The following is a 25,480-nucleotide window of genomic DNA, read 5'->3' on the forward strand; positions in this document are numbered from 1 at the left end:
GGCGCGGGCGCAGGCGGCGCGGGCGCAGGCGGCGCGGGCGCAGGCGGCGCGGGTGCAGGCGGCGCAGGCGCAGGCGGTCACGGCGCAGGTGGTGCAGGCGCGGGTGGTCCAGGCGCGGGCGGTGCAGGCGCGGGCGGTGCAGGCGCGGGCGGTGCAGGCGCAGGCGGCGCAGGCGCGGGCGGTGCAGGCGCAGGCGGTGCAGGCGCGGGCGGTTCGGGGGCCGGCGGTCACGGCGGAGGCGGTTCAGGCGGGAACGGCGGGGGCGGGGGCGGTCACGGCGGCGGGTCAAGGTAATTGGCCGCCTTCTGATTAAAAAAATGGGTCTCCGGCCTAACAAAAGCAAGCGACTGGCGCGCTCACGGCACGCGATTTTCGGCGGCCTGTCGAGTGACCGTAAGCGGCCGCACACGATCCCACGCCGGGCCGCGGACGCGATACCTCCAGCGTGCAACGCACGCCCGACGCGATCGCGTCAACGACGAAGAATCGACATCCAAAGCATCAGGGACGATGCAGCTACCCCGCAACAAGCAAATACCGATTCCATACTCGCTGGCATACGAATCGTTTGTGTGGCATCGGTCTCAATCTGACAGGGCCAATGGCTCACGCCATCTCTGAGGCCCTCGCCAGTGCTTGCGTGTCGATGTACTCCCGGATCTTCATCAGATCGCATCGAAATTTGCGATCACGATTCATCAATCGAACTTGACCAGGTCCTTAAAGATCAGTTGACCCCAGCTATTTCCGCGCGCCTGCACAAGCAATCCACCTTCCAAAAGCCCGCCGAGTTTGATCGGCGAGAAACCGAGGTTTTCCGCAAGCGCAGCAATCTCCGCTGCGGCGCGGTCATCATCGCTCGCGAGGAACACAACTCTTCTCCCACCATTTACGGCCGGGTCCCGGTCAAGGACGGCCGCGGGCAAATGATTGAAGCCCTTAACCAGTCTGCCGCCGGTGAAGGCCTGCGCGACGGCCCTGGACGACGGTTGTCCCCCCAGTTCCTCAGGGGGCACACCGTAGGCATTGGTCACATCGACGATAGTCTTCCCCTGCCAGGTGGACAGCGCCTTCGCGACATCCTGGTGCGACTCGAAACGGACAGCCAAAAAGACGATGTCCGCCTTGACCGCTTCCGCCAGCTTTTTGGGAATGATCGTGGGTCCGATCGCGGCCGCAGCGGATGCAAAGCTTTCCGGGTCGCGAGTGGTTGCAACGGATACTTCGATGCCGCTTCGGGCAAACGCCTTGGCAAGCGCCTGGCCGATCTTGCCAAATCCAATGATTGCGTAGCTCATATATTCTCCTTCGGTTTACCACGCCCGACGGGCTCCAGATATCGAACGGAGTGACCGGCCGGGCATAGCGCGTCAGATTTGCGCCAGGCCGCCGTCAACGGCGACCTCGCTGCCGGTCATGAAGCTGCTGTCCGACGACGCGAGAAAGGCGGCCGCCGCCCCGAGCTCCGCCGGATCAGCCATGCGCTGAAGCGGATTCATCGAGGCGAATACCTTCATGCCCTCCTCGCCCAGTGCTTCCTTCGCGAGTTCGGTCGCCGTCGGCCCGGGCGACAGCACGTTCACCCGGATGCCGGTGCCCTTCAGGTCCTCCGCCCAGGTCCGCGCGAGGTTGCGCACTGCCGCCTTGCTTGCGCTGTAGGCGCTGAATGCCGGGGCGCCTGTGGTGCCGGCGCTCGATCCCGTCAGGATGATCGAACCGCCCTCGCCCATCAGCGGTAGCGCCTTCTGGACCGTGAAGATCGAACCCTTCACATTGGTGTCGAAGATTTCGTCAATGTGCCCGGCGGTGATCTTGCCGAGCGGAAGCTGGCTTCCCGCCCCGGCATTGGCGAAGACGATGTCGAGGGTTCCGCGCTCGGACTTCACCGCCGCATAGAGTCGGTCGAGGTCGGCCAGATCGGAGACCGAGCCCTTCACCGCGCGGGCATTGGGCCCAAGGTCGGCCACAGCGGCGTCGAGCGCTTCCTGCCGGCGGCCGAAGATAAAGACGAAGGCGCCCTCCTCGATGAAGCGCTTTGCTGCGGCGCGGCCGATGCCGGTAGCGCCGCCGGTGATCACGGCCGTCTTTCCATTCAGTCTGTTCATGTCATGCATCCTTCGAAACAAAAGCGACAGACACGATTCTGAAGCTCTTGATTCATGAAGCCAATTGACTAAATATCTATAGGTTCCATCTACTTTTTAGATACCTATGCTAGACAACGTCACCATCAATCAACTTCGGGCCTTTGTCGCCGTGTGTGACCAGGGAAGCTTTTCCGGGGCCGCACGGGAGCTGATGCGCGCACAGTCCGCGATCAGTCACGCGATCAGCGCGCTTGAAAGTGCCTTCGATGTGTTGCTGTTCGAGCGCAACGCTCGCAAAGCGACGCTTACGGCTGCGGGCCGCAGCCTTCTGCCCGATGCTCGCGGGGTGATCTCACGCACCGAGGAAATGAAGATGCGCGCGGTTTCGATCGCTGAAGCCGGCGTCCCACAGGTCTCGATCGCCGTGGATACCTATTTTCCGCGTGCGCACCTGATTGAATGCCTGCGCACCCTGCAGGCGGACTTTCCAACGGTTGCAATCAATCTGCGCATGACGACCATGCAGGGCGGCGAGCGCCTGGTTCTCGAAGGCACGTGCGCATTGGCGGTGACAATCACGGACGTGCCGGAGGTGAGCCCGGGCACCATAGAAAGGCAGCATTTGTGTGAAGCGCAAATGGTGACCGTCTGTGCCCCGTCGCATCCGCTGGCCGCGATCGCGGGGCCGATCCCGCGGGAGGAATTTGGCCGGCATATCCAGCTCGTCGTAACCGACAATCAGCCCGATGCGGAAAAGACACAACAGGGGGTCGCCAGCGAGCGTCAGTGGCTGGTGAATGACCTCGGCGCGAAGCATGATCTGCTCAGGGGAAGCTTGTGCTGGGGGCACATGCCGCATCATCTGGTTGCGGAAGACCTCGCGAATGGAACACTAGTCGAACTCCGACGGCGTGCATGGCATATGCGCCCCCTCACCTTTATGGTCTCGCAGCGACGCGGGTACTCGTTTTCCGAATGCGAGACACGGCTGGTCGAGCTCCTTGGCAATCCTCACCGCTTGACAAAGAATGCCAGCCAGCGCTCGTTCTCACGCAAAGGCAAGAAAAGCCCGAAGGCCCGCCACGCGTGAGCAACAGTCAGTAGGGCCCGCCAGTCAGGCATCGAAGGCATCGACCGAACCAATGAAGTCCACCTTCCCGACGCCGACGCCATTCGTGCGCAAAATTGCGTAGGCCATGGCGACATGGAAGTAGACATTCGGAATCACAATCTGCAGCAGATAGTTTTCGCCAGTCAGCTTACCTGGCACCCAGGATACTTTTACGATCTGATTGGCTGCGTCGGCGTACTGGTCTACCGCCACGCTTTCAGCGAAGTCGATTGTCTTGCGGATGCGCGCACGCGCTTCGTCAAGCGTTTGCTCATTGTCTTCATGTCGCGGTGGCTGCTGCCCTGAAAGAAAGGCCGCGCCGCCCTTTAAATAGTCGCATGCGCTTTGTATCTGATAGAGCAACCCGCCCATGTCGGGAGCGAGGCGGGTCGATAGCAGAACGGCAACATCGAACTTCTTCGCATTCGCGAAGCGCTCCGCCTTGTCGAGATACGTCTCCATTGTTTTTACTGCTTGCACGCATTGTGCGATAGCTTGTGCATACATCGGACTCTCCCCAGCTTTTGAGTGACAACTTCCCCTACAATACTGCGACCTATTCCCACGTGAGCGAACGCGTTGGACCGACTAGAAGCCATGGAAATGTTGCTGACCGCTGTCGACAGAGGAAGCCTGTCGGCGGCGGCGCGCGAACTGAAAATACCTGCCAGCACGCTCACTCGCAAAGTCGCCGATCTCGAGGAGCTGCTTGGAACCCGGTTGCTGATACGAACCACCCGGAAACTGACATTGACCGACGCGGGCATGTCATACGTAGCGGCGGCTCGACGCATCCTCGATCTCGTTCGCGAGCAGGAGCGCGAAGCCACGGGCGAGTTCGCGACGGCAAAAGGAGAGCTGGTCGTCACTGCGCCCGTGCAGCTCGGTCGGCTGCATATCTTGCCCGTCATCAATCAGTTCCTCGCGCAGTATCCGGACATCAGCGTTCGGCTCCTTCTCTCCGATCGAAATCTTGACCTCATCGATTCGCACGCTGATCTCGCGTTGCGGATCGGAGAACTCGCGGACAGCAGCATGATCGCCACGCGCATCGGTTCATTGCGGCCGATCGTCTGCGCGAGTCCGGCGTTCCTTGCCAGCCACACGCCGCCGCGCGAACCCGACGATCTCGTGAAGTATTCGTGCGTCGTGTTCAATAGCCCGTATCTGTCGCCGTGGCGCTTCCGCCTTCCCACGACGAATAAAACCTATGTACTCGGCGTGAAACCCCGGCTCGAGGTCACGACACCCGACGCCGCAGTCAGCGCCGCCGTGGACAACGCAGGCATCACCTACGTATTCGAGCACGATGCCGATGAAGCGATCCGGAGCGGGCAACTCGAGATCCTCCTGCCGCAGTTTGAAATCGAGCCAGTGCCCGTCCATCTGGTGCATGTGTCCAGAAATCTCATGGCCATCAAACTGCGTCATTTCATCGACTTTGCGGCGCCCAAACTCAGGCAATCGCTGTCCAGATTCGGCAAGCAGAAGCGGCACTAGCGCTGTTTCGCCGCCCTCCGCACGCCGTCACGGCCTGACCGCGTGCCCGAGGCTTCCCGGATAAGGCCGGCAGCCGTCAAAGCTCACGACTCCTCGCTCTGGTCACCAAGTACCCGGTCATTCCGGTTCTCGATGACGTCCCGCGTCGCCTTCGTCGCACCCGGACCGGCAGCAAAGCGAACGTCCCGATACGTCAGCGCTTGCCCGTTCGTTGCGCGTACCTCTACGACTTCTACGGGATTCCCACTCGCATGCTCCACCAATGCGATCGGCGGCTTGCCATTGGGCCTTAGCCACTTGTCGCCCCATTGCATCAGCGCGACCAGCACCGGGTATAAGTCCGCCCCCTTCGAGGTCAACCGGTAACCAAAGGTGTTTGCACGTTCCGCGATCGGGAAGCGTTCGAGAATTTCCAGTTCGATCAATCGTTCGAGCCGTGCCGTGAGGACATTCCGGGCGATACCAAGCCCGCTCTGAAATTCGTCGAAGCGCCTGCTGCCCTGCGTGCATTCGCGAACGATCAGTAGCGTCCACCACTCGCCCACCTCATCGAGGGCGCGAGCGATCGAGCAGTCCATTCCATCGAAGCGTTTTCTATACATGATGGACCGTATCGTAGCCCAGGTTTCGTCACGCAACTTAACCAGATTGCGGGGAACAGCTTCCCTGTTTCGGCCAGTAGTGTGACGCAACGGTGTTGCCTATAGTTGCGTCACGAAACTTAGCCGGCAGTCGTTCACGGGGAAGTCTCCCGGAATCGCGGCCTGGTTCTGAACCAACCCGCTTTCTTCATACAAGAAGGCAAAGATTGATCATCTAACGGGCGAGCTGGACATGACTCTCTGTCGTACAGCCTGTCAACATACTTAGGAATGCCATGAATAACCGTATTGATCAGGCCGAGGTGGGAGTCGCGACTCCAGCCAACCCGGCGACGTCCGGCTCCGTTCGATGGGTCGGTAAAGGTGTGGCAGCCGCTGTGATCGTCGCCGTAGCGGCGACGGCGGCTCACATGCACTGGTCGAGTGCAGCGCCTGTTGCCGCGCCGCCGCCTCCGTCGGTTGCCATCAGCGCGCCATTGCAACGCGATATCGAGGGCAGGCTCGGGTTCCTCGGCCAGTTCTCGGCCGTGAATCGTGTCGAATTGCGTGCTCAGGTCGGGGGCACGCTCACGCAGATCAACTTCAAGGACGGCGACGTCGTACATAGAGGCGACGTGCTCTTCGAGATCGATCCTGAACCCTATCAGATCAAGTTGAGCCAGGCGACGGCTGGACTCGAATCCGCGAATGCCCGGCTGGCTCTTGCCACGCGGGAGCTTGCCCGCGCGCAGGAACTGCAGCGTTCGGAGGCGGGAACGGTCGAGAACGTCGACCAGAAGGTTGCTGAACAACGCGCGGCTCAAGCGGCTGTCGACAACGCCAATGCTTTGGTCCGCGATGCCCGGTTCGACCTCGATCGCTGCAAGATCACGGCACCGTTCACCGGACGCATCGGCACACACCTCGTCTCGACGGGCAATCTGATATCCGGCAGCCGCGCCGGCAGCGGCCCGACCACGCTACTCGCGACCATCGTTTCGCTGGACCCGATCTACCTGGATTTCGACATCAGCGAAAACGACTACGCCGCATTCCAGCACTCTCGTGAAAACCGGAAAGGACCGTTGGCAGACGCAGTGACTATTTCGCCGACAGGCGACAGTGGATATGCGCGCACAGGCACGCTCAACTTTATCGACAACACACTGGACCGTTCGAGTGGAACCATCCACGCACGCGCAACCATTCCTAATAGTGACCTGTCGTTGACGCCCGGCGGTTTCGCACGCCTGCGCCTGGCAACGACCGCACCGCAACCGGCCTTGCTCGTCCCCGATGCCGCCGTACTCCAGGATCAAACCGACCACATGGTGTACGTCGTGGGAGAAGACAACGTGGCCACTCCCAGAAAGGTCGAGGTTGGCGACCTTCGTGGCGGCCTGCGCGTCATTCGATCTGGACTCGCCCTGACCGACCGCATCGTTATCGACGGTATCCCCGCTGTGCGTCCCGGCTCGAAGATTTCTCCGCACGCAGGAACGATCCAGTTCTCGGCAGAGCACGGCGACGAAGGAGCCAAATCATGAAACTGACTCACTTCTTTATCGAGCACCCGCGCTTTGCAGCGGTGCTCAACATATTTGCTGTGCTCATCGGCCTGGCAACCATGATGAAGCTGCCGGTGGCCCAGTATCCGAACATCGTTCCCACGACCATTCAGATCACGACCTCGTATCCGGGTGCATCGGCCGATACGATTGCCCGCACGGTCGCAACGCCGCTTGAGCAGTCCGTCAATGGCGTCGAGAACATGGATTACATTTCGAGCCAATCGACCAGCAATGGTCAGTTGACGATCACCGTGATCTTCAAGGTCGGCACGGACCCGAACACTGCGCTTCTGCTGACACGCAGCCGTGTGGAAGACACGCTGTCGCGCCTGCCCGCCGAAGTGCAATTGCAGGGCGTGCAGGTCAAGAAGACCATCCAGGCGCTGCTGCTTGGCGTTCATGTCTATTCGCCCGATGGTTCCCGTAGTCCCGAATATCTGTCGAACTACATGCTCAAGGTTCGCGATCAGATCGCGCGTTTGCCTGGCGTGTCGGACTTTCAGTTGTTCGGCGAGCGGCAGTACGCGATGCGAATCTGGGTCGATCCGGACAAGGCTGCTTCGTACAACATCAGCGCCAGCGAAATACTGGCCGCACTTCGTGCGCAGAACGCCGCCGTGTCGGCCGGTGTGCTCAATCAGCCGCCTGTGTCGAACAATGGTACGGGTGCGTATCAGATCAACATCGATGCGCTTGGCCGTCTAACCACGCCCGAACAGTTTGGCGACGTCGTGGTCAAGTCCGATACGCAGGGACGCGTGACACGCATTCGCGATATCGGTCGTGTCGAGCTTGGTTCGGTGGACTACGGCTCGAAGGCTTACGCGGACCGGTATGCAGCAACGCCGTGGTTCGTGATTGCCACGCCCGATGCGAACGTGGTACAGGTCGAGCATGACGTATGGGCCAAAATGGCCGAACTGAAGAAGAGCTTCCCGCCCGGCGTCGACTACATCAAGATCTACGACCCGACTACGTTTGTTTCCCAGTCAATCCATGAGGTAGCCGTAACCATCGGCATCGCCATTCTGCTGGTGGTCGGCGTGGTGTATCTGTTCCTGCAGAACTGGCGTGCCACGATTATCCCGGTAGTTGCGATTCCCGTGTCGCTGGTCGGAACCTTCACGGTCCTTTCGCTGTTCGGCGCGTCGATCAATAACCTGTCGTTGTTCGGACTGGTTCTCGCGGTCGGGATTGTCGTGGACGATGCAATCGTGGTTGTCGAGAACGTCGAACGGAACATGGCGCTCGGCATGTCGCCGAAAGAAGCCGCTCATCGAACGATGAACGAGGTCTCGACGGCCATTATTGCCATCGCGCTCACGTTGTGTGCGGTGTTCGGGCCCACTGCGTTGATGTCCGGCATCTCGGGGCTGTTCTTCAAGCAGTTCGCAATTACGATCGCCGCGTCCACCGTCATCTCATGCTTCGTCTCGCTGACACTGAGCCCGGCTCTGTGCGCGGTGCTTCTCAAGCCGCACGAGATGGAGAAGTCTCACGGCGGAACGACCGCGCTGGGCCGCGTCCATCATGCGATTTTCGGCCGGTTCAACTCGTCGTTCGAATGGCTGTCGTCGCGCTACGGAAAGATGACGGGCCGCGCCGTTCGCGCGACGACCGTCATGCTGATCGTGTACGCCGGTCTGATTGGCGCGACAGCCTTGCAGATGTCGAAAATGCCCACCGGCTTTATTCCGGATCAGGACATCGGCTATCAGGCTGTGATCGCGTTTCTTCCTCCGGGTTCCAGTCTCGAACGCACTGACAAGGTGATTCGCGAGATCAACGACATCGTGCTCGAGACGCCCGGACTCAAAGGCGTGACTCATACGTCGCCTGTGTCGGGTCTCGACGTCACGACGGGCACGATTGCGCCGAACGTGGGAACCCTGTTCTACGGGCTGCCTTCGCTGTATGGCAAGCATGTCCCTGGCGTCAACGCGGCGTCGATGCTGGTCGAACTGCGTAAGCGGGTCGCGGGTGTCAAGGACGCGGTGGTCGTCGTGATCAATCCGCCGCCCGTGCAGGGACTGGGCGCGGCGGGTGGCTTCAAGCTGATGCTGGAGGACCGCGGCGGACTCGGCCCGCAGGCACTCGCCGACGCATCGCGTGTACTCGTGGCTGCAGCGAACAAGGACAAAGTGTTCGGCGGCGTATTCACGCTTTACAACGCGGGCGCGCCATCTGTCTATGCGGACATCGACCGCCTCAAGGCAGAAAAGATCGGTCTCACGCCAGCGGATGTGTTTTCCACGATGGATCTCTACCTTGGCTCGCAGCACGTGAATGACTTCAATTTCATGGGACGTACATATCAGGTACGTGTTCAGGGCGATGAAGCATTCCGGCGGACGCCGGAAGACATCGGCCGGCTCAAGGTGCGCAACTCGACGGGTGACATGGTGCCGATCAGCAGTGTGGCGACCTTCAGGAACACGACGCAGCCGTACCGCGTGCCGCGCTACAACATGTATCCCGCAGCGGAAATCATGGGTGCAGCGGGCCCTGGATACTCGTCCGGCGATGCCATTCAACACATGGAACAGCTCGCAGCGCAGGTTCTTCCAAACGGCATCACGTACGAATGGACTGACCTTGCTCACCAGCAAAAGGAGCAGACCATGTCTCCACTCGTGATCTTCGCCGCTTCGGCACTGTTCGTGTTCCTCGTGCTCGCTGCGCAGTATGAAAGCTGGAAGACGCCTCTCGCGATCGTGCTGATCGTGCCGATGTGTCTGCTCGCAGCGGCGATCGGTCTGAACATGCGAGGCATGCCGATCGACATTCTTGCGCAGATTGGCTTTGTGGTGCTCGTTGGACTGGCCGCCAAGAACGCGATTCTCATCGTCGAGTTCGCCAGACAGCGTCAGGAGGAAGACGGCGTCGATGCGGAGGACGCCGCCACCCATGCGGCACACGTGCGGTTGCGGCCCATCCTGATGACGTCATTCGCCTTTATCGCGGGTGTGGCACCCCTCGCCATTGCCAGCGGCGCCGGCTCGGAAATGCGGCAATCACTCGGCACGACGGTGTTCTTCGGCATGCTCGGCGTGACGCTCTTCGGGCTCGCATTCACCCCGGCGTTTTACGCCTTCGTTCGCAAGCTCGGCGTCAAGGGCGCGCTTGCCATGCGGCAACTCGGTAGTGGAGAAGTGAAATGAACGGCTTCGTATCCAGAACTTCGAAAGCGATCGTCGGTGGTCTGATCGTCAGCGCCTTGCTTGCGGCCTGCGCCGTCGGGCCGGACTATGTTGCACCCCACACAGAGATGGCGCCGTTTCACAACGCGAAGGTCGTCGCTGACCGGCAAACCACGTTGCCGGCCCCGAACCTCGATAGCTGGTGGACAGGATTCAACGACCCCGAACTGGTCAAGGTGGTGCAACGGGCGCTCGATCAGAACCTGAGTCTCCAGGCTGCGATTGCACGCGTCGCCCAGTCGCGTGCGGCGGCCCAGGCGGCTGGCGCCCGCCTGCTTCCCACCATCGATGCCAATGCGTCGTACACGGCAGCACACCAGAGCGTGCAGAGCCCGCTTGGCACGATTGCGAGCGCGTTTCCCAATTACAGCCGCGACCAGAAGGAGTATGTCGCCGGTGCGACGGCAAGCTGGGAAATCGATCTGGCGGGCGGTCTGCGGCGCGCACACGCGGCAGCCACCGATGAAGAACAGGCCGCCGAGGCCTCACAACTTGGCACGCGCGTGACGGTTGCTGCCGACGCTGCCGACGCATATCTGCAAATCAGGGGGCTGCAGGCGCGGCTCGCCGTCACCCAAGATCAGGTGGATACCGATGCGCGTCTGCTGGAGCTCGTGAAAGCGCGCAAACAGGCCGGTGCATCCGATGAACGCGAGGTGGCTCAGGCTGAAGCCTTGTTGCGTCAGGCACGTGCCACCCTTCCGAGCTTGCGCGTGTCGCTCGAAGCGCAGTTAAACCGGCTCGATGTGCTGATGGGTACACAGCCGGGGACCTATGCGGCAGAACTCGGCACGAACGCGGGTCTCATTCCGGACGTGCCTGCCATCGGCAGCACGGACCAGCCCGTCGACGTGCTGCGGCGCCGCCCTGACATCATTGCTGCCGAACGCCACCTGGCAGCTTCCAACGAAGCGATCGGCGTGGCACTTGCCGATTACTACCCGAAGATTTCGCTCGCTGGCGCATTGGGATTCGACAGCATCTCGGCCAGTCACTTCCTGAGCGCGAAGTCGTTCCAGCCAGTCGGGACAGGTGCGCTGCAGTGGCGTCTGTTCGATTTCGGCAAGGTAGACGCCGAGGTCAAGAGTGCGCGCGGATCGTACGCCGAGGCATTGGCACAGTATCGGGAGGCTGCTCTCAAGGCGACCGAAGATGTCGAAGACGCCTTGATGACGCTGTCGCAAACGGAGATTCGTGCGCAGGAAATTCAGCAGGAAGTGAACGCATTGACGAAGGCGCGCGACCTTTCAGAGAAAGCGTATCGCGCGGGCTCGATCACGCTCACCGATGTGCTCGACGCCGACCGGCAACTTCTCGATGCGCGTGACGATCTCGATGCAACGAAGGCAGACGCTGCCCGCGCTGCAGTGAGAACGTTCCGTTCGCTGGGCGGAGGATGGGACGCTCCGCATCAGCAGGTCGCCAAGACGGACTGACTCCGACTCACGACTTAACCGGTTTTTGGGGAACAGCTTCCTGCATTCGGCCCGTAGTGCGATGCAGTGGGCTTCCCTATAGTTTCGTCACGAGACTTAATTCGCAAACTTTCTGGAGAAGCCGACATGGATCGCCGCCTTCTAACACTCTCACTTGGTATGTTCGCGCTCGGCACTGACAGCTTTGTCTTCGCGGGCATCCTCCCTGAAATCGCCCACTCGTTTGGTGTCAGCATCGGCGCCGCTGGCCAGTTGATCAGCGTGTATGCGCTGAGCTACGCGCTGCTCGGTCCGACCATCGCAGCGCTTGCTGCGAACGTTCCACGAAAGCGTCTTCTGCTCAGCGGCATCGGATTGTTCGTCATCGCCAATCTCGGCACCATCGTGGCGCCGAATCTCGGCATCGCCTTAGCCACACGAGCTTTCGCAGGTCTTGGTGCAGCAATGTTCTCGCCGACTGCCAGCGGAACGGGTGCGTCACTGGTGCCGCCAGAGCGTCGCGGGTACGCGTTGTCCATCATCGTGGCGGGACTGACGACGGCTACCGCGCTGGGCTCGCCCATCGGTGCCGTGATTGGCGGGCTCGCAAGCTGGCATTGGACGCTGGTTCTCGTTGCCGCACTCGGTGCAGCCGCGTTCGCCGGTATTCTCGCGTTCCTGCCTGAAGTGCCGCTGCCGCCCGCCATCTCGTTGCGCGAACGCCTGTCGCCCCTCACCGATTCCCGCGTAGGACTCACGCTCACGACGACGGTGCTAGCCCAGATCGGCACCTTCATCATCTTCAGCTACTTCTCCGTCGTGTTCGATCGCGCGATCGGCCACAGCGCCCCTGTGCTGGGTGGATTGCTTGTGCTATGGGGACTGGCAGGAACCTTCTCGAATCTGCTGACGGGACGGATCCTCGACAAAATCGGTTCGCACAAGGTCGTTCTGATCAAACTCTCTATCGTTGCAATCGTCATCCTCACGATGCCGATCACCGGCGCACATCTCTGGAGTGCAGCGATCGCCGTGACGATCTGGGGCGCCTGTGCATGGGGTGTGCTGGTGCCGCAACAGTTCCGTCTCGCGAGCCTGAATCCGCCGATGACGGCCGTGTTGGTCGGTCTCAACACTTCAGCGACTTATGTAGGTGTGTCCATTGCCGGGGCTCTCGGTGCTGCTGTGATCCCGGTCATCGGCAGCCATAACCTGGGGTATCTCTCCAGCATTCCCGTCGTCATCGCGATCCTTGTCTCTGGGCTCGCGACGCGCCGTATCGCATCGTTTGCAAAAACAGCAAAAGGCGCCGTAGCGGCTTGAGTTTCAATCCCTTTACGAGGAAAAAAGCAATGTCTAATGCAAGCACATTACGTCAGTTGCACGACAATTCGATCCCGCTCCGCTTGCCGAATGTCTGGGATGCCGGTAGCGCACGTCTCGTTGAGGCGTTGGGTGCATCTGCAATTGCCACGACAAGCGCCGGATTTGCGTGGGCATTGGGATATCCAGACGGCCGCATACTGCCTTTCGATGAGGTTATCGCTTCGGTTCGGCGTATCGTCCGCGTGTTGAACGTGCCCTTGTCGGTCGATATCGAGAATGGCTACTCCGACAATCCGAAGACCGTTGCGGACCATGTCATGCAACTGGTGGAGCTCGGCATCGCCGGCATCAATATCGAAGACGGCTCAGACCCGGCATCACTTCTCGCCTTGAAGATCGAGGCGATCAAGGACGCCCTTGTGAAGTCGGGTTCGGATCTCTTCGTCAACGCACGCTCCGACGTCTTTCTTGCAGGCCTCGCTGAAAAATCGAAGCAGCCGGAAGAGTCGATTAGTCGCGGCAATCTGTATGCATCAGCCGGTGCGGACGGTCTTTTTCTTCCGGCCCTCGTGCAGTCATCCGATATCGAGACGATCGTCGGCGCAACCCGACTGCCTCTTAACGTCATGGCCGTGCCAAGGCTCGCCGACGCAGCGACCCTCGGAAAGCTGGGCGTGCGGCGGTTAAGTGCAGGTAGCGGTATCTCGCAAGTCGTGCTCGGCAAAGCGAAGACGCTCGCGCAAGACTTTCTCGACAATGGTCGTTCTGAAGCGCTCGATAACAATCCCCTGCCGTATTCCGAGATTCAGAACCTCTTCGCCAGAGTGACGAATCCATGAGCAGCAGATGTGTCCCGAGACTTCGACCGCTTCTGTCTATCCGACTATGTGCTGGTCGATACATGCATTCACGGGTACGTGCTGATGTCCGCCCATACCACTTTTCATTACTCAACACACAATGGAGTTTTTGATGATGCTTAAAGGCAAACGCGCTCTGGTCACAGGGGCGAGTCGGGGTATCGGGGCTGCAATTGCGAAGGCTTTAGCCGCCGCCGGCGCAGACGTGGCGATCACATATGAAAATTCGGCAGAGCAGGCCGCCAGTGTTGTGAAGGCGATCGAAGCGGAAGGCCGCCGCAGTATCGCAATCCAGGCGGATAGCGCAAATGCAACGGCCGTTCAGGCGTCCGTACAGAAGACCGTCGAAGCATTGGGTGGGCTCGATATCCTGGTGAACAACGCCGGCATTCTTCGGATGGGCGATGTAAAGGATATTTCCATCGAAGACATCGACGCGACGCTTAACGTCAATGTGCGTGCTCCGATCCTGGCCGCAAAAGCCGCAATCCCCCACCTGAGGACGGGAGGGCGAATTATTTCGATCGGGAGTTACTTTGCCGACCGCGTACCGGCCTCGATGCTCGGCATCTATGCTGGCTCGAAGTCCGCTCTCGTTGCGTTCACCCAAGGACTGGCGAGAGAACTCGGCCCACAAGGAATTACGGCAAATCTCGTCCAGCCTGGCTCCATCAATACAGATATGAACCCGGTCGAAGGTCCGTTCGCGTCGACGCTGAAATCACTGACGGCCACAGGCGACTACGGCAAAGGCGAAGACATTGCGCAGGCGGTGGTCTTCCTTGCAAGCGCCAACGCCAGTTACGTCACCGGCGCCACGCTCACCGTCGACGGTGGTGCCAACGCTTAAGGGTCGACACAGGCGTCGGTGTGGCCAGCATGCGCGCGAGTAGCGCTTCGTACTCGAAAGCGCATGCCGCGCGGGCGCACGAGGCCCGGCATGGCGGTCGCATGCCGTCTTTGGCTACACGGCGAAAGCTCCGCGTTGTAGCGACTGCTGCATCGCGCTGAGGTTTGCTGATCGCGACGAAGCCGTCGTTCGCGGGCGAGTGTTTAGCGGTACCTTTTGGCCGGTCGCGGAAGATCATCGCCTATCCTCGACTCGCTCTCCCTCTTGCCGTGTCGAAATTCCGTGAACGACCCTGAGGAGCCATTGCGTCCTCAAACAGGAACGTCCGCTCACGCCATGACCGGCCATTCGGTAGCGCCGGACGACTGTCTCCTCGTGGCCGGGTCGTGCCTATTGACCGGACGATTGCTGTTCTTTCGTGTCACCAAGTCCCGCCAGGAACCGCTCAGCCAAATCGGATGCGTCAAGTTGCTCGATCCACCACTCCAATGCTCGCCCCACCTTGTCTTCGCGCCAGGCCAGGTAGCAATTTGTCAGTTCACGCACGCCGACAATGCGTCGGGCGACGAGTCTCCCCTCATGGATCGGCCCTTCCGCTACACGCTCGGGCAGCATTCCGACAGCGATACCTTCGCACAACGCTTCAACCTTCGCGCCAAGTGTCGACACGACAATCATCATCTGTCCATCGGGTTTGGCCACCGATTGAGGTTGCAGTTTGCGCGAAGTGTCGCTTATGACAACACCTCGGTATCTTGCGATCGTCTCGCTTCGCAACGGCTCGAGGATGCCTGCGAGTGGATGGTCCGGTGCAACGACGAACACGTGTCGGAGCGTGCCGATTGGTCGAGCTACGATGTTGGCGGCATGCGGCGGCTCACCAAATGCACCCACGGCCAGATCGGCCCGTCGGGTAATCAGCGCATCCCAGACTCCCCCAAGCACCTCGGTGGAAAGGCGTAGTTGGGTAACCATCTCGAGATCGTAGAAGGCGCGTACATACGGCCACAAAGATGCGGAAGGCAAGATTGCGTCGAGGCATATCCGCAGCTCCGATTCCCAGCCGTCTTGTATTCTCTTTGTTCTGATTTCCAGATGTCGAGCAGCGTGTAAAAGGTGCCGCCCTTCATCGACAAGGAAGCGACCGGCTTGCGTGAGTTTTGCTCGTCTGCCGCTGCGATCGAAAAGCTCGACGTTCATATCGCCTTCCAGCTTCTGCACGAGGTACGTGAGTGATGAAGGAACTCGATGCAACGACGTTGCTGCTTCAGCGAATGTGCCAGTGCGGTCAATCGCGTCCAGGACCGCAAGAACTTCAAACGAAAGCTTTATCGCCACAGACGTTGCGTCCTCAGTTGTTGCTACCCGTTGATCGCCGTCAGCGCGAACATCGAGCAATTTTTAGCAGCGCTTGCGCTCGCATGGGGTCACGCAAGTGCTATCAGATAGAAGGAGCCGATGCTTTCGCACTAGTCCGCAGCAGGGAAGTCCAGCGTAGTGTCGTTGATACGGTTAAACAGATTGGTGAATGCAATGCTGGCTATGGCCATCGCGACATCGACGATTTGTGCATCAGTGACGCCGGCCTGTTTGACCTCCGTTATCACATCGGTTTGAACCGTGCCGCTCGTTGTGATTAGATGCAGCACAAACCTGGCCAACGCATCATCGTGCGCGTCGCCCGACGGCCGGCCCTGACGCAACGCCAGAATGGCTTCACGGTCAAGACCCATCTTTTTGCTCAACAGCGTGTGTGCGGCGAGGCAATAGTCGCAGCCGGTTGTCTGGCTAACGACCAGTTTAACGACTTCGATATCCCGCGCGCTCAAGCTACTCTTTTTGAGCGATGCCTCGAGACTCAGTACCGCCTCCAGCGCGACCGGGCTATTCCCGCCGATTCCAATATATGAATTTGGGACCTTGCCGACAGTCGCTTTGACACCTTTAAACAATTCGGCTGTGTGGCCGGTGGCTTCAGACACTGCGATAGTATGGAGACGAGGCATGACATATTCCTTTGAGGTGGGAAAAAATAGGCGAACAGCGGGCGGCATGGCGAGTGAAGCCTGGTTAACCTGATCGGTCACCCGCTGTGAGCGGTGCGCTTTGATTGAGCAATAGCGGACGAGCGAGCAGAAATGCGCCGACAAGCGCCGAGCTACCCAGTGTGACCGCGAGCACGAAACGCCAATCAGGGTGCAGCATGATCTGTGGCAAAAGACCTACCGTCAGCGCGGGTGGAAAGTGGAGTCGCAGTACACGCAATGTCACGATTCCGACCAGCAACGAAACGACGACGGACAACGGGCCGGCGCCGAACCACAAAAGCGCGGCGAGCCCCACAGCGGCGGTGAACGTGCAGACAAGGGGCAAAGTGAGGGGCCGCTTCGTCCATGGACGGATGTTGGCGTTGGTGAAGATCTCGAATGCGGTCATAACAAGTGGGGGAAACAGGATCAGCCGTAGACCGGTGACGCGGGCTAATCCGTACGCCACGAGAACAAACCCGAAGAAAATGAAAATGGGTAGCCACGTCCTGAGCCGGGGCGCACGCTCAATTTCATCGGTTTGGGCCACGGTATCGAGCGCGGGCGCCTGACCAACATCGCCCGAAGCCAATATACGGCCATAGATCGTGGAGACGAGGGCCAGAATCGCCATCACGGCCGCGATGGAGATTGGATACCACCAGCTCGTGATACCGAACACGAGAGGCAGAAAGGCTGCGGAAATGGCTGGCATGATCGGCGAACGCATCAAACCGATGATCAGTATCGCGCCGGCAATGGTCAGCGCCACCGACCATAGGCTGTACACCATCGCTTGCGTGAGCGCGGTGCCCAGTGCCGCGGTCACAGAGGGCGTGATCGCCAGCATGACCGGCGAGCGTGCCCACTCTCCCGCGGGGCGCGTGAACACGTCATAGCTCAACGCGGCCAGTTCGGGAAAAAGAACGTAGAACACGCCAGTCAAGAGCGCCGCCTTCGCGACAACAGCGAGAAGAACAACCGAAAGCACTGGCCCAAGGATCAATGCGTCGGTGAACGTGCGACGTCGGTCGCGGCGCATGGAAATGCTCATCAGAAAAAACCCTATCGGCTGGCATAGTCCGATGATAGGGATTTCGGATTTGTGCGAATATTCGCGTATCTGCAACCCTACCTTGCGTTAATGCACCGATGTTCGATTGGGAAAACATTCGATATTTCTTGGCTATCGCTCGCATCGGGACGCTGTCGGGCGCCGCCCGAAGTCTCAAGGTTGATCACGCGACGGTGAGTCGGCGTTTGAGCGCACTGGAGAGCGAAATCAAGACCCGCTTGATCGAGCGCCAGCCCAGGACTTGCAGGCTCACGCCGATCGGCCAGCGCGTGTTCGAATTGGCGCAGGAAATGGAAGAAGGCGCGTACGCTGTCGAACGACTCCTGGACGCCAGCCGTTCGCCGCTGAGCGGCAAGGTCACGCTCAGCGCACCGCCCGTCCTCGTGGCGAATTTTCTGGTTAAGCATCTAGCAGACTTTCGTCGTGCAAATCCAGGCGTACAACTGTCCGTCTCGTGCGAAGCACGGCAGGTCTCCCTAAGCCGAAGGGAGGCAGATGTTGTCCTGAGACTGACTCGGCCTGAGGAACTCACGAGCGTCGCGCGGAAGCTGGGGCGCGTGTCGTTTGGTCTGTACGCGAGCAAGGACTATCCTCATCTGCACGATCCGTCCGCCTGGGAGTTCATCGCCTATGACGCTGGCTTCGTGGGCGTGCCACAGCAGAAGTGGTTGACGAGCGTTGCAGGGAAAAGGCCTATTGCCTGCGAAATCAGCGATATCAATGGCCATCTGGTAGCGGCGCGGGCAGGCGCGGGCGTGGCGGGTCTCCCTGATTTCCTGGCAGATACCGATGCGAAGCTGCAGCGCCTCACGTACGGTGGCGAAGCGTTTTCGCGAGATATCTGGATGGCCGTTCATCGAGACCTGCGCCGTTCGCCGCAAATACGGGCCGTCATGGACTTCCTGGTGAAAATCGTCGCCGAAAACCCCGCCTTGGCGGACCATCGCCCCTAAGCGGACGTTTCGTTGCATTGACGCGAACGTCCCTTGTTGGCCGAATGTACGGACTCGCCGACGTCGCCGTAACCCGTCGTACAAAAACGTTGGTCCACGCCAGCGTCAGCTTTGTGATGTCATTGTCGAGCGGGTGAAACCGACCAGTTGCAGTCAGTAGTGTGCATATCTCAGACGCCTGAAAGAGATCGAACAGCGACCACTGCCGGATTATGCTCTGACATGGCATTGCAGCCTCACGTACAGCGTCTTATCACCTCATGCAGCCGGTCGCAGGCTCTGGCGAGGTTTCTCTCTGGTGAGGTCGCGACACCCAACAATAGTCCTGACCTCGCTGAGGCCGGCGACGCATACCAGGGTGACAGCGGTGGCGGACCCAATCCGAACTCCAACAATGCTCTCGCAATGGAGATGTCCGAGACGCCGTCGGGCAACCGCACGAGTACGGCCAAACCGGCAGTCGTGGTCTCGAAAGCGCGCTCCTCGAGGCATTTGAGCAATGCGTCGCGTTGAGCGGCATAAAGGCGCTTCATCCGTCTCAGATGGCGCATGTAGTGTCCGTCGCGCATGAACTGCGCCGTCGCGAGTTGCACAGACAGCCAAGGCGCGGGAGCGAGGCATGCTGCCACTTCAGCGAACCGGGATACAAGCGGCAAGGGGGCGACCACGAATCCCAATCGCAGTGCTGGACTGATCGTTTTGCTAAAGGAGCCAATATGTATGACGCGCTGCCCACGATCAAGCGACGCGAGCGCCGGCGCGGCGCGTGCCGTCAGTTGCAGTTCGCTCAGATAGTCGTCTTCGATGATCCAGACTTTTTCTTTCGCAGCCCAGTCGAGAAGGCGCAGACGCCTCGCGAGCGATAGCGTGGGACCGAGCGGTGCCTGCTGCCCGGGGGTTACGACAACCAGATCGGTATTGGGCTCATGCTGGAGGCCGTACTCGATATTGAGCCCTTCCGCATCTACCGGTATCGGCGAGAGGGACATATTCGCGAGTTCCAACCCGTGTCGGGTGAACGGAAAGCTTGGGTTCTCCACCCACGCCCTTTTGCCCTCCAGACCCAATACGCGGAGTGTCAGTCCGAGCCCGCCGCTAAACCCGCTCGTGATGATGATCTGTGCGGGTGAGCACGTGACGCCGCGCGAAATGGCGAGGTAGGCAGCTATCTCGCGCCGCAGTTCCAGTTCGCCCCGAGGATCGGGATAAACGACTGATGCGCTGGATTCCGCGCGTAAAGCGAATGACCGAACTTTTGTGAAAAGTCTGGCGGGTAGCGTTTCCTGTGCGGGCACGCCCATCTGGAAAAACGCCGGCCCGGCCGTGAGTTCCCCGTACATCTCCATGAACGAACCCGGATCAGGCCGTTCTTCCACCTGAACGGAAGCGGGTGGCCGATCCGCCACCCGTGTTCCCGTCGCGCGGGAAGCAATGGTGAGTTGAGCGTCGGCAAGTCGGTCATATGCCTCGCGCACCGTGCCCCGGGCAACGCCTAGTTGGGCAGCGAGGTCCAGCCACGATGGCAGACGCGCTCCCGGCGCAAGCACGCCGCTCTCTATTGCAGTGCTGATTGCGTTACGGATCTGCTCGGCCAATGAAGCCTTCGCGGACCGATCGAGCTGTATTTGCAGCGGCTTGGTCATGCGTTCATGGTACATAAAAAATGTTCATTCCTGGTGCTTACCTGTGGCCCAGCGTGCATCCACAATACAAGGGCCATAAGGAGGCGCATCCTCATGAACATTCGATCTGTCCTCGCTCCTGCCTGCGTAACCGTTGCCTTCACCGTCGCAATGTCTGCTACTGCGCATGGGACGGGTGAAGCCGTTACACCCAGCTTCGAGCATGCCATCCCCAACATGCCGGGCAAGTCGTTGACCGCCGTCGTCGTCGACTATGCCCCTGGCGGAGCGTCACCGTCACACGAGCATGCGAAGTCGGCCTTTATCTATGCCTATGTCGTCTCGGGCGCCATCGAGTCACAAGTGAACGACGGCCCGAAGCGAACCTATCACGCAGGTGAAAGCTTCTTTGAGGAGCCGGGCTCTCTTCATCGTGTGAGCCGTAATGCCAGCAAGACCAGGCCCGCGAAACTGCTGGCGGTGTTCGTGGCGGATTCCGACGACAAGCCCCTGACCACACCGGTCAAGTAAATCAGGCACATCAAGGATGTGAACACATGCGCAAGCGTCTCGACTACAACCCGATCGCGCCCACAGGCATCAAGGCGTTTCGACGTGTCTACGGCGACGTCATGCCGAGGCCCGGACGACGCCTGAAAGCGGTCGGATCCATGCCGTGCATTGCGTGGAACGCCTGCGAGAAGTTGCTTCGACTCGTGAATCCAACCATCCTCGCGACCTCAGCGACGGGGCGCGTGGTCGTCGCCAGCAATTCGGCCGCTTTTCGTAGCCGCACGAGCTTCAACATGCTCATCGGCGGCTGTCCGAATGCCTTCATGAACTGGGCGGCAAACGCGGAACGGCTCATGCCGGCGATATCGGCTAACCGCTCTACGGTCCACGGCGATGACGGGCGCTCAAAGATTGCTTCGAGCACCCCTGCGAGCCGTTTGTCAGCAAAGCCTGTCGCCCACGGCAGCTCGATTCCCCCAGCGTCTATCTGCCGCCGCATCACCATGATCAAGCACTGCTTGAGCAGTGCTTCCACCAATGCACGCGAGCCGAGCCCCGGCTGCGCGCATTCTGCCAGCAGTATGATGAACTGGTTCTTCAAACCCGACTGCCCGTCGAACTGCGCGATCAGCGGCCGACGCAGCGCGCTAAATGGATCCGTGCCGTGATGCGTGTCGAACTTCAATTCACCGCATGCGGTAGCGATGCCGGCCGAGCCTTCACCCGCCTGGATTGTCGGCACGGTTTCTCGCGAAGGCCAGTCCGTGAGACGTCTGAGGTTCGTTTCGTTGCTGGGCGACGGATGGTCGCTTTCAATCGCGTAAGCGATGCCGGGCGGCAATAGCACAAAACTGTGCGAACTCAGCGCGACGCGCTCGCCCGTTTGCGTCACGAGTGCGCCTCTGCCTTCCATGCAGTAGTGAAGGCTTGCCGTTGCGCTGGCGTCGAAGCGGGCGCTCCAGCCGTCGCGAATGTCGCACAGGGTGAAATTCGCCACACCGATGTCCAGTGCGGCAAGGAAGCGTTCGAGGACGGGAAGCTCAAAGATAGGGCGATTAGTCATGGACGAATTCGAACCAAATCGAGACCAAATGGAACGGGCACCTCTCTACTATAAGCATGCAGACCATTGATTACAGGAGAAACCCATGTTCGATATGAAGCATCTTAGCCGACTCAAGAAGCTGGACGAAAACGCATCGGAAGCGATGAAAAGCTTCTGGGCATTTGACAAGGCGGTCTTTGAAGAAGGCGCGTTGAGCGTGCAACAGAAGCAGCTTATTGCCATCGCCGTCGCATTGACGACGCAGTGTCCCTACTGCATTGAACTGCACACAAAGGCTGCGCGCGACGCAGGCGCGAGCGAAGCGCAACTGTCGGAAGCCGCGCTCGTGGCGGCGGCCATTCGTGCAGGCGGCGCCATCACGCACGCTTCACATCTGTTCCGCGGTTAAGCGAACACATGCGTAAGCGTCTCGACTTCAACACGATCGCGCCCCGCTGAAGAAAGGTGTAAGGGTCGAAAAGCTCGCGCTGGTACAGGCGTGGAAGGATTCGACGAAGTTGAGGCGTGTCGTATTAGGAATACGAAACAAATGTGACAGCGTTCTCCGTGTACGTGCCGATCCGCGCTTGCCGAAGTACCACGGGCCAACGGCAAGCGACTCGTCCGTTTAGCAACCACCGGAAGCAGAGGAGAAAACGTCACCCATCAACTTTAACGAAAGCCAGTCCGCCTGGAACGAAATCACGCTTGTGCCTCAACCCTTCCCTTCATCCATAGGAGTAAGCATGACCAACGGAATCACCAGGACCAATGCCGTCATCGAATGTATCCTGAGCCGCAGCGCCGCCAAGTATTACGACCCCGCCGCCTCCTTGAGCGACGACCAGATTCGCGAGCTGGTACACATCGGCACCTCCGCGCCCACTTCCTTCCACTTGCAGAACTGGCGTTTCATCGCCGTGCGCACGCCTGAAGCCAAGGCTCGGCTGAGCCCGATCGCCTGGAACCAGCCCGCGATCACCGAAGCAGCCGTTACCTTCATCGTCTGCGGCCAGTTGGCCGATTCCAGCGTGATACCGGAACGCCTGGCTCCGCTGGTTGAAGCAGGCGTCATGCCGGCAGCGATGGTGCCGGAATGGGAAATCCCCGCTCGCGATCTATATATGGAATACCCGCAGCGCCAACGCGACGAGGCAGTACGCACCGGCACCTTCGGCGCGGCGGCGATGATCTATGCGGCCCGCTCGCTGGGCCTGGGTTCGACGCCGATGATCGGTTTCGATGCCGAAGCGGTGCATCGCGAGTTCGGACTGGCTAAGGACGAAGTACCCGTCATGCTGTTGTCCGTAGGTTCGGAGCGTCCAGGAAACTGGTCGCAGAAGCCGCGCCGTCCGGTGGCTGATGTGCTGGATCTGGTATAGGCGCGTCGCCGCGATAGCGGCCGAGTTGAACGACCAAGCGGCTGCCAGGCGGGAGGCAACCGCAAAGGTACCTCCCACGTGAAGGCCCGACCAGCTTCGACCCAGGAACTGGGCACGAAGTAAGCCGAGGGACGGTTCCCACACGGACTTTCCCCAATTAGCGAAACCAGTAATTTACGGAAACTACGATGCCACGAACTGCAGCTCTAAAGCCGGACCAGGTACCGGCCGATTCGAAACCGACTCTCGATACGTTCACCAAAAACATTGGGTTCACCCCAAACATGATGGCGACCTTCGCGCAGAGCCCGATCGCGTTCAACGCATGGGCCGCCCTGCTCGGCTCCTTGAGCAAGGCACTCGATGTGAAGACGCGTGACGGCATCGGGCTCGCTGTCTCCGAACTGAATGGCTGCAACTACTGCCTGACGGTTCACAGCTTTACGGCGGAGCATATGGCCAAGCTGCCGGCCGATGAAATCATTCTCGCCCGGAAGGGCCATGCAAGCGACCCGAAGCGGGACGCCGCCCTCCAGTTTGCGCGCAAAGTCATCGAGACCCGTGGAAAGGTCAGTGACACCGATCTGAAAGCGGTCCGCGAAGCTGGCTATACGGATGCGAACGTCATGGAGATCGTCGCGCTGGCGGCCATGTACTCCTTGACGAACTTTATCAACAACGTGTTCGATCCGGAGAAGGATTTTCCCGCCGTCACGCCGGCTGGCTCGATCTGAACTCGATACCGTCGAATCGACCCTCTCCGAGAGTCCCAGGAGGTTTGATGTGATGCAGGCCTACGCCAAAGCCCGGATGCACCCAGGAACGATTTTCGGGAACGTGTCCGGGCGTAGGTCGCTGTCATTGCGATTGTTCACGAGCACACGGGCAGCCACACGAAGCTAAACCCTGGAGGTCCCCAGTCGAACGGAGGCTTATCGTCCGAGGGCCGACGCAGAGTTGAATTTAAAACCACGGATGGAATCACCGAGGAGGGAGAAAGTGACACTCGATCATCCAATTTTCACGCGCTGGCCAGCGCAGTACCCCGAGCGGCTCCAGCTCTTTTCCCTGCCGACACCCAACGGAGTGAAGGTCGGCATCATGCTGGAGGAGACAGGCCTCGCCTACGAGCCGCGCCGCATCGACATCACGGCGAACGAGAACCACGATCCGGCCTTCCTCGCGCTCAACCCCAATGGCAAGATTCCGGCGATCTACGATCCCGACGGGCCGGGCGGCCGGCCGCTGGCGTTGTTTGAATCGGGAGCGATCCTGATCTATCTCGCCGACAAGACAGGCCAGTTCCTCTCGACCGATCCCAACACGCGCTACGAAACGATCCAGTGGCTGATGTGGCAGATGGGCGGTGTCGGGCCGATGTTCGGTCAGGTCGGCTTCTTCAACAAATTCGCCGGCAGGGATTATGAGGACAAGCGGCCGCGTGACCGATATGTGAGTGAGTCGGCGCGGCTGCTCGGTGTGCTCGACTCGCGGCTGGCTATCCGCGACTGGGTAATGGGCGACGGCTACAGCATCGCCGACATCTCGCTGCTCGGCTGGGTGCGCAATCTGATCGGCTTCTATGAGGCGCGCGAACTGGTCGGTTTCGACCGCTTCACGCATGTGCGGCGCTGGCTCGACCGTGGTCTCGCGCGGCCAGCGGTGCAGCGCGGTCTGGAAGTGACCGCGGCTTAAAAGAGATGCCGCCAGCCGACACCATGGCGACTGCCCCCGATGGGCAGAACACTTCCGAAAAAGGTGAATCTATGACCTGTCGAAATGAGGACAATATCGTTCGACGCGCACTGATTGCTCTTTTGGCACCGAAGCCGTTTGCGTCGGAGGTCACTGCGAACACGTACAGCCGCAAAAAGAAGTATCGCCGAAGCGGACGCGCTGCAACCAGGACATTTGAGCCGGTCGTTGCCGAACCGGTCCCCGCTCGCATTTCCATTATCGAGCAGCCTACCTCGCAAACGCTCAGTGTCTGCTGGAGCGATCCGCAATCTGGATACTACGCTGACCAGGTGTGGCGCAAAGGTGTCGCACGCAGACCGTCCTTCTGCGTGTTGACGGGCATGCGCATCGATCCGGGAGATTCCGTGTTCAGGCCGCGTACCAGCGAAACGTATGTACCCGGGAATCGGGATCGCATGATACTCGCATCAGTAGTGATTCAATTCTCATGACGTGAGGGTGATCGCAAACGGACTGGTGGTCGTGTCGCGCCAGTTGCAAATGGATGTGTACAACGCCCAAGCCGGGCAGGTGTCGGCGAATCTCGTGTTGGCGCCGGGCGGTGCGGGCAGTTTCGGGGATAGCTCGCCGATAACGAGCGGAGATTCAAGCCGATCCACGAGGG

General features: G+C 60.1%; 25 protein-coding genes. 16 read left to right on the forward strand and 9 right to left on the reverse strand.

The annotated features are described in order from the left end of the window. Nucleotides 1-294: hypothetical protein (locus tag BLT65_RS47380; RefSeq protein ID WP_208545839.1), on the forward strand; the 294-nt coding region annotated here is incomplete at its 5' end. A 404-nt stretch (nt 295-698) separates the two neighbouring features. Here the strand turns inward: BLT65_RS47380 and BLT65_RS32285 are convergent. Continuing rightward, nucleotides 699-1,298, reverse strand: a complete 600-nt coding sequence (locus BLT65_RS32285) for an NADPH-dependent F420 reductase (protein ID WP_091785735.1) — start codon at nt 1,296-1,298, stop codon at nt 699-701. A 72-nt stretch (nt 1,299-1,370) separates the two neighbouring features. Continuing rightward, a complete protein-coding gene (locus BLT65_RS32290) occupies nt 1,371-2,105 on the reverse strand; it encodes an SDR family NAD(P)-dependent oxidoreductase (RefSeq protein WP_091786084.1) in 735 nt (244 codons plus the stop codon). Nucleotides 2,106-2,211: 106 nt separating this feature from the next. On the opposite strand from BLT65_RS32290, the gene BLT65_RS32295 reads away from it, so the two are divergent. Further along, on the forward strand, nt 2,212-3,177 hold the full coding sequence (locus BLT65_RS32295; RefSeq protein ID WP_091785738.1) for a LysR family transcriptional regulator: 966 nt from the start codon (nt 2,212-2,214) through the stop codon (nt 3,175-3,177). 24 nt (nt 3,178-3,201) lie between these two features. Here the strand turns inward: BLT65_RS32295 and BLT65_RS32300 are convergent, their stop codons facing one another. Continuing rightward, nucleotides 3,202-3,705, reverse strand: coding sequence for a DUF1993 domain-containing protein (locus BLT65_RS32300; protein ID WP_091785742.1), 504 nt, complete (start codon nt 3,703-3,705; stop codon nt 3,202-3,204). Between the two features lie 90 nt (nt 3,706-3,795). Between BLT65_RS32300 and BLT65_RS32305 the strand changes: the two genes are divergently transcribed. Then, nucleotides 3,796-4,698 (forward strand): LysR family transcriptional regulator, encoded by a 903-nt coding sequence (locus BLT65_RS32305; RefSeq protein ID WP_279634502.1) that lies wholly within the window; start codon nt 3,796-3,798, stop codon nt 4,696-4,698. Between the two features lie 83 nt (nt 4,699-4,781). On the opposite strand, the gene BLT65_RS32310 is transcribed toward BLT65_RS32305, so the two are convergent. Continuing rightward, a complete protein-coding gene (locus BLT65_RS32310; protein WP_091785747.1) occupies nt 4,782-5,300 on the reverse strand; it encodes a winged helix-turn-helix transcriptional regulator in 519 nt (172 codons plus the stop codon). Nucleotides 5,301-5,776: 476 nt separating this feature from the next. Here BLT65_RS32310 and BLT65_RS32315 point away from each other — a divergent pair, with 476 nt between their 5' ends. The 6 genes from BLT65_RS32315 (at nt 5,777) to BLT65_RS32340 (ending at nt 14,501) form a co-directional block, all read left to right on the forward strand. Continuing rightward, nucleotides 5,777-6,826, forward strand: a complete 1,050-nt coding sequence (locus BLT65_RS32315) for an efflux RND transporter periplasmic adaptor subunit (protein WP_244186803.1) — start codon at nt 5,777-5,779, stop codon at nt 6,824-6,826. After that, nucleotides 6,823-10,011, forward strand: coding sequence for an efflux RND transporter permease subunit (locus BLT65_RS32320; protein WP_091785753.1), 3,189 nt, complete (start codon nt 6,823-6,825; stop codon nt 10,009-10,011). The genes BLT65_RS32315 and BLT65_RS32320 overlap by 4 nt, the downstream gene beginning before the upstream one ends. Further along, entirely contained in the window at nt 10,008-11,486 is a 1,479-nt protein-coding gene (locus BLT65_RS32325; protein ID WP_091785756.1) for an efflux transporter outer membrane subunit, read from the forward strand. The genes BLT65_RS32320 and BLT65_RS32325 overlap by 4 nt, the downstream gene beginning before the upstream one ends. A 126-nt stretch (nt 11,487-11,612) precedes the next feature. Then, nucleotides 11,613-12,788 (forward strand): MFS transporter, encoded by a 1,176-nt coding sequence (locus BLT65_RS32330; protein WP_091785759.1) that lies wholly within the window; start codon nt 11,613-11,615, stop codon nt 12,786-12,788. Between the two features lie 29 nt (nt 12,789-12,817). Beyond that, the gene (locus BLT65_RS32335; protein WP_091785762.1) at nt 12,818-13,630 is read left to right on the forward strand and encodes an isocitrate lyase/PEP mutase family protein; all 813 of its coding nucleotides are present in this window, start codon (nt 12,818-12,820) and stop codon (nt 13,628-13,630) included. 130 nt (nt 13,631-13,760) lie between these two features. Then, nucleotides 13,761-14,501, forward strand: coding sequence for an SDR family oxidoreductase (locus BLT65_RS32340; protein ID WP_091786087.1), 741 nt, complete (start codon nt 13,761-13,763; stop codon nt 14,499-14,501). Between the two features lie 390 nt (nt 14,502-14,891). On the opposite strand, the gene BLT65_RS32345 is transcribed toward BLT65_RS32340, so the two are convergent. The 3 genes from BLT65_RS32345 to BLT65_RS32355 form a co-directional block, all read right to left on the reverse strand. Beyond that, on the reverse strand, nt 14,892-15,833 hold the full coding sequence (locus BLT65_RS32345; protein ID WP_091786090.1) for a LysR family transcriptional regulator: 942 nt from the start codon (nt 15,831-15,833) through the stop codon (nt 14,892-14,894). A gap of 137 nt (nt 15,834-15,970) precedes the next feature. Further along, nucleotides 15,971-16,507, reverse strand: coding sequence for a carboxymuconolactone decarboxylase family protein (locus tag BLT65_RS32350; RefSeq protein ID WP_042316064.1), 537 nt, complete (start codon nt 16,505-16,507; stop codon nt 15,971-15,973). Between the two features lie 64 nt (nt 16,508-16,571). After that, nucleotides 16,572-17,582: an HPP family protein gene (locus tag BLT65_RS32355; RefSeq protein WP_244186805.1), complete on the reverse strand. Its 1,011-nt coding sequence runs from the start codon at nt 17,580-17,582 to the stop codon at nt 16,572-16,574. 98 nt (nt 17,583-17,680) lie between these two features. Here BLT65_RS32355 and BLT65_RS32360 point away from each other — a divergent pair, with 98 nt between their 5' ends. Then, on the forward strand, nt 17,681-18,556 hold the full coding sequence (locus tag BLT65_RS32360; protein ID WP_042316042.1) for a LysR family transcriptional regulator: 876 nt from the start codon (nt 17,681-17,683) through the stop codon (nt 18,554-18,556). Nucleotides 18,557-18,792: 236 nt separating this feature from the next. Here BLT65_RS32360 and pdxR read toward each other — a convergent pair whose 3' ends face one another. Further along, a complete protein-coding gene (gene pdxR / locus BLT65_RS32365; RefSeq protein WP_091786093.1) occupies nt 18,793-20,199 on the reverse strand; it encodes a MocR-like pyridoxine biosynthesis transcription factor PdxR in 1,407 nt (468 codons plus the stop codon). 93 nt (nt 20,200-20,292) lie between these two features. Between pdxR and BLT65_RS32370 the strand changes: the two genes are divergently transcribed. Next, nucleotides 20,293-20,709, forward strand: coding sequence for a cupin domain-containing protein (locus tag BLT65_RS32370; RefSeq protein ID WP_091785768.1), 417 nt, complete (start codon nt 20,293-20,295; stop codon nt 20,707-20,709). A gap of 88 nt (nt 20,710-20,797) precedes the next feature. Here BLT65_RS32370 and BLT65_RS32375 read toward each other — a convergent pair whose 3' ends face one another. Then, nucleotides 20,798-21,754, reverse strand: a complete 957-nt coding sequence (locus tag BLT65_RS32375; RefSeq protein ID WP_091785771.1) for a helix-turn-helix domain-containing protein — start codon at nt 21,752-21,754, stop codon at nt 20,798-20,800. Between the two features lie 85 nt (nt 21,755-21,839). On the opposite strand from BLT65_RS32375, the gene BLT65_RS32380 reads away from it, so the two are divergent. From BLT65_RS32380 to BLT65_RS32400, 5 genes are all read left to right on the forward strand, one after another. Then, nucleotides 21,840-22,145 carry a carboxymuconolactone decarboxylase family protein gene (locus BLT65_RS32380; RefSeq protein ID WP_091785774.1) on the forward strand — a complete coding sequence of 102 codons (306 nt, stop codon included), beginning with the start codon at nt 21,840-21,842 and terminating at the stop codon, nt 22,143-22,145. 337 nt (nt 22,146-22,482) lie between these two features. Further along, on the forward strand, nt 22,483-23,118 hold the full coding sequence (locus tag BLT65_RS32385) for a nitroreductase family protein (RefSeq protein WP_091785777.1): 636 nt from the start codon (nt 22,483-22,485) through the stop codon (nt 23,116-23,118). Between the two features lie 188 nt (nt 23,119-23,306). Continuing rightward, nucleotides 23,307-23,852, forward strand: coding sequence for a carboxymuconolactone decarboxylase family protein (locus BLT65_RS32390; RefSeq protein WP_091785779.1), 546 nt, complete (start codon nt 23,307-23,309; stop codon nt 23,850-23,852). A 241-nt stretch (nt 23,853-24,093) separates the two neighbouring features. Further along, the gene (locus BLT65_RS32395; RefSeq protein WP_208545841.1) at nt 24,094-24,813 is read left to right on the forward strand and encodes a glutathione S-transferase N-terminal domain-containing protein; all 720 of its coding nucleotides are present in this window, start codon (nt 24,094-24,096) and stop codon (nt 24,811-24,813) included. A gap of 71 nt (nt 24,814-24,884) precedes the next feature. Continuing rightward, nucleotides 24,885-25,307: a DUF3331 domain-containing protein gene (locus BLT65_RS32400; protein WP_091786095.1), complete on the forward strand. Its 423-nt coding sequence runs from the start codon at nt 24,885-24,887 to the stop codon at nt 25,305-25,307. Nucleotides 25,308-25,480 lie beyond the last annotated feature (173 nt).

This window comes from Paraburkholderia steynii (genome assembly GCF_900100565.1).
In the GTDB taxonomy this organism is placed as follows: domain Bacteria; phylum Pseudomonadota; class Gammaproteobacteria; order Burkholderiales; family Burkholderiaceae; genus Paraburkholderia; species Paraburkholderia terrae.

What these genes read in the sequence shown, in the direction of transcription:
- BLT65_RS32355 (WP_244186805.1), bottom strand. Translation starts at nt 17,582, where the DNA reads ATGAGCATTTCCATGCGCCGCGACCGACGTCGCACGTTCACCGACGCA.
- BLT65_RS32295 (WP_091785738.1), top strand. Translation starts at nt 2,212, where the DNA reads ATGCTAGACAACGTCACCATCAATCAACTTCGGGCCTTTGTCGCCGTG.
- BLT65_RS32375 (WP_091785771.1), bottom strand. Translation starts at nt 21,754, where the DNA reads ATGACTAATCGCCCTATCTTTGAGCTTCCCGTCCTCGAACGCTTCCTT.
- BLT65_RS32380 (WP_091785774.1), top strand. Translation starts at nt 21,840, where the DNA reads ATGTTCGATATGAAGCATCTTAGCCGACTCAAGAAGCTGGACGAAAAC.
- pdxR (WP_091786093.1), bottom strand. Translation starts at nt 20,199, where the DNA reads ATGACCAAGCCGCTGCAAATACAGCTCGATCGGTCCGCGAAGGCTTCA.
- BLT65_RS32290 (WP_091786084.1), bottom strand. Translation starts at nt 2,105, where the DNA reads ATGAACAGACTGAATGGAAAGACGGCCGTGATCACCGGCGGCGCTACC.
- BLT65_RS32325 (WP_091785756.1), top strand. Translation starts at nt 10,008, where the DNA reads ATGAACGGCTTCGTATCCAGAACTTCGAAAGCGATCGTCGGTGGTCTG.
- BLT65_RS32310 (WP_091785747.1), bottom strand. Translation starts at nt 5,300, where the DNA reads ATGTATAGAAAACGCTTCGATGGAATGGACTGCTCGATCGCTCGCGCC.
- BLT65_RS32395 (WP_208545841.1), top strand. Translation starts at nt 24,094, where the DNA reads ATGGAATCACCGAGGAGGGAGAAAGTGACACTCGATCATCCAATTTTC.
- BLT65_RS32335 (WP_091785762.1), top strand. Translation starts at nt 12,818, where the DNA reads ATGTCTAATGCAAGCACATTACGTCAGTTGCACGACAATTCGATCCCG.
- BLT65_RS32305 (WP_279634502.1), top strand. Translation starts at nt 3,796, where the DNA reads ATGGAAATGTTGCTGACCGCTGTCGACAGAGGAAGCCTGTCGGCGGCG.
- BLT65_RS32320 (WP_091785753.1), top strand. Translation starts at nt 6,823, where the DNA reads ATGAAACTGACTCACTTCTTTATCGAGCACCCGCGCTTTGCAGCGGTG.
- BLT65_RS32360 (WP_042316042.1), top strand. Translation starts at nt 17,681, where the DNA reads ATGTTCGATTGGGAAAACATTCGATATTTCTTGGCTATCGCTCGCATC.
- BLT65_RS32300 (WP_091785742.1), bottom strand. Translation starts at nt 3,705, where the DNA reads ATGTATGCACAAGCTATCGCACAATGCGTGCAAGCAGTAAAAACAATG.
- BLT65_RS32370 (WP_091785768.1), top strand. Translation starts at nt 20,293, where the DNA reads ATGAACATTCGATCTGTCCTCGCTCCTGCCTGCGTAACCGTTGCCTTC.
- BLT65_RS32285 (WP_091785735.1), bottom strand. Translation starts at nt 1,298, where the DNA reads ATGAGCTACGCAATCATTGGATTTGGCAAGATCGGCCAGGCGCTTGCC.
- BLT65_RS32350 (WP_042316064.1), bottom strand. Translation starts at nt 16,507, where the DNA reads ATGCCTCGTCTCCATACTATCGCAGTGTCTGAAGCCACCGGCCACACA.
- BLT65_RS32400 (WP_091786095.1), top strand. Translation starts at nt 24,885, where the DNA reads ATGACCTGTCGAAATGAGGACAATATCGTTCGACGCGCACTGATTGCT.
- BLT65_RS32385 (WP_091785777.1), top strand. Translation starts at nt 22,483, where the DNA reads ATGACCAACGGAATCACCAGGACCAATGCCGTCATCGAATGTATCCTG.
- BLT65_RS32330 (WP_091785759.1), top strand. Translation starts at nt 11,613, where the DNA reads ATGGATCGCCGCCTTCTAACACTCTCACTTGGTATGTTCGCGCTCGGC.
- BLT65_RS32390 (WP_091785779.1), top strand. Translation starts at nt 23,307, where the DNA reads ATGCCACGAACTGCAGCTCTAAAGCCGGACCAGGTACCGGCCGATTCG.